Source organism: Kluyvera sp., assembly GCF_965301105.1.
Genome location: NZ_CBDKZX010000172.1, coordinates 1 through 2,745 on the forward strand (window position 1 = coordinate 1; position 2,745 = coordinate 2,745).

Consider the following 2,745-nt stretch of genomic DNA (forward strand, 5'->3'; position numbering starts at 1 on the left):
AAGCTGTACGCCAGCGGCACCAAGCGTATCGCGCAGAAAGTGGGCGAAGAAGGCGTGGAAACCGCGCTGGCCGCCACGGTGCACGATAAGTTTGAGCTGAAGAATGAGGCGTCGGATTTGATGTATCACCTGCTGGTGCTATTGCAGGATCAGGAGCTGGATTTGACGGCGGTGATTGAGAATTTGCGGGAACGGCATAAGTAACGGATAAATTTAAGCCCGGCGATAACACCGGGCTTTATTATTGCTGCACGAACCTGTCAATCATTACCAAACAGATCGCGGGTATACACCTTCTCTTTCACATCAGCCAATTCTTCCGCCATCCGGTTAGAAATGATGACATCCGCTTCTTGCTTAAATGCATCCAAATCGCGTACGACGCGGGAATTAAAGAATTCATCTTCTTTCATCGCAGGTTCATACACAATCACTGGAATGCCTTTCGCTTTGATTCGTTTCATAATCCCTTGAATCGAAGATGCGCGGAAATTGTCGGATCCTGACTTCATGACGAGGCGATATACCCCAACCACTTTCGGCTTGCGGGCCAGGATGGAATCGGCAATAAAATCCTTGCGGGTACGGTTAGCGTCAACAATCGCACCGACGATGTTATTTGGCACAGACGCATAATTTGCCAGCAGTTGTTTAGTATCTTTCGGGAGGCAATATCCACCATAACCAAAAGATGGATTGTTATAGTGATTACCGATGCGCGGGTCCAGGCACACACCTTCAATAATCTGGCGGGAGTTCAGGCCCAGGCTTTCCGCATAGCTATCCAGTTCGTTGAAATAAGCCACGCGCATCGCGAGGTAGGTGTTCGCGAATAGCTTGATAGCTTCGGCTTCGGTCGAGTCGGTGAACAGCGTCGGGATATCCTTCTTCACTGCCCCTTCCTGCAGCAGCGCGGCAAAACGCTCGGCGCGCTCAGAACGTTCGCCGATAACGATACGCGACGGATGCAGGTTATCGTACAGCGCACGGCCTTCACGCAGGAATTCCGGTGAGAAGAAAATATTGTCGATACCCAGTTTTTCTTTAATCGAATTGGTAAAGCCTACCGGAATGGTAGATTTGATAACCATCACCGCATTGGGGTTGATTTCAACGACGTCACGGATAACAGACTCAACGCTGGACGTATTGAAATAGTTCGTTTTGGGATCGTAATCGGTCGGGGTGGCGATGATCACATAGTCTGCATCGCGATAAGCATCGCGCTTATCAGTGGTCGCACGGAAATTCAGCGGTTTGGTCGCCAGATACTCTTCGATCTCTTTGTCGACGATCGGCGACTGTTTCTGATTCAGCATGTCGACCTTGGCCTGAACGATATCCAGGGCCACCACTTCGTGGTGCTGGGCGATCAGAATGCCGTTCGACAGGCCGACGTAACCTGTTCCTGAAATAGTTATCTTCATTCGCTCTGTAACTTCTTCCGGTTAAACATTTGAGGGTGAATGCATCACCACCGTGGGACCCAACGTTGTCGGATCGGCTTGCCGCCAGTATATCGCGAATTACCGTGTCGCCGCCTATCAGACCTGACTGAATGCTGTTTTCAGACAATAAAAAAGCCCGGAGATGCGCTCCGGGCCTGGCTTTACGGATGAACTAATTCAGATTAATCCAGCCATTCGGTGTGGAACACACCTTCTTTGTCAGTGCGTTTATAGGTATGCGCACCGAAGTAGTCACGCTGAGCCTGAATCAGGTTCGCTGGCAGCACCGCAGCGCGGTAGCTGTCGTAGTAAGCCACCGCGGCAGAGAAGGTCGGTACCGGAATACCGTTCTGCACAGCATAGGCCACGACGTCACGCAGCGCCTGCTGGTATTCATCAGCGATATTTTTGAAGTACGGCGCCAGCAGCAGGTTGGCGATGCTCGCGTTTTCAGCGTAGGCGTCGGTGATTTTCTGCAGGAACTGTGCACGAATGATGCAGCCCGCGCGGAAGATCTTCGCGATTTCGCCGTAGTTCAGATCCCAGTTGTACTCGTCAGACGCGGCTCGCAGCTGAGAGAAGCCCTGCGCGTAGGAGACGATTTTACCCAGGTACAGTGCACGACGCACTTTCTCAACGAACTCTGCTTTATCGCCAGCCAGTTTAGCCTGCGGGCCAGTCAGCACTTTAGATGCCGCCACGCGCTGGTCTTTCAGGGAGGAGATGTAGCGCGCGAAAACGGATTCAGTGATCAGCGACAGCGGTTCGCCCAAGTCCAGAGAGCTCTGGCTAGTCCATTTACCGGTGCCTTTGTTCGCCGCTTCGTCGAGGATCACATCAACCAGGTATTTACCGTCTTCATCTTTTTTAGTGAAGATGTCTTTGGTGATGTCGATCAGGTAGCTGCTCAGCTCGCCTTCATTCCACTCGGTGAAGGTGGTTGCCAGCTCTTCGTTAGACAGGTTCAGACCGCCTTTCAGCAGAGAATAGGCTTCAGCAATCAGCTGCATGTCGCCGTATTCGATACCGTTGTGGACCATTTTCACGTAATGACCCGCACCGTCAGCACCGATGTAGGTTACGCAAGGCTCGCCGTCTTCCGCCACAGCGGCAATTTTAGTCAGGATAGGCGCAACCAACTCATACGCTTCTTTCTGGCCGCCAGGCATGATGGATGGGCCTTTCAGCGCGCCCTCTTCACCACCGGACACACCGGTACCGATGAAGTTAAAGCCTTCAGCTGACAGCTCACGGTTACGACGAATGGTGTCCTGGAAGAAGGTGTTACCACCATCAA

The 2,745-nt window shown here is 52.1% G+C and carries 3 protein-coding genes; 1 reads left to right on the forward strand and 2 read right to left on the reverse strand.

What is annotated here, in order from left to right; all coding sequences use genetic code 11:
• A partial coding sequence (gene hisE / locus ACW14G_RS22780; protein WP_455648852.1) for a phosphoribosyl-ATP diphosphatase occupies nt 1–204 on the forward strand: 204 nt, incomplete at its 5' end.
• A gap of 56 nt (nt 205–260) precedes the next feature.
• Here hisE and ugd read toward each other — a convergent pair.
• Together ugd and gndA are read right to left on the reverse strand one after the other, a co-directional pair.
• Complete coding sequence (gene ugd / locus ACW14G_RS22785) at nt 261–1,427, reverse strand: UDP-glucose 6-dehydrogenase (protein WP_001575890.1); 1,167 nt, start codon at nt 1,425–1,427, stop codon at nt 261–263.
• Nucleotides 1,428–1,630: 203 nt separating this feature from the next.
• Nucleotides 1,631–2,745 (reverse strand): NADP-dependent phosphogluconate dehydrogenase (gndA, locus tag ACW14G_RS22790; protein WP_455648853.1); only part of this gene is annotated, 1,115 nt, incomplete at its 5' end.

Coding starts and splice junctions, on each gene's coding strand:
- ugd (WP_001575890.1), bottom strand. CDS start 1,427: ATGAAGATAACTATTTCAGGAACAGGTTACGTCGGCCTGTCGAACGGC.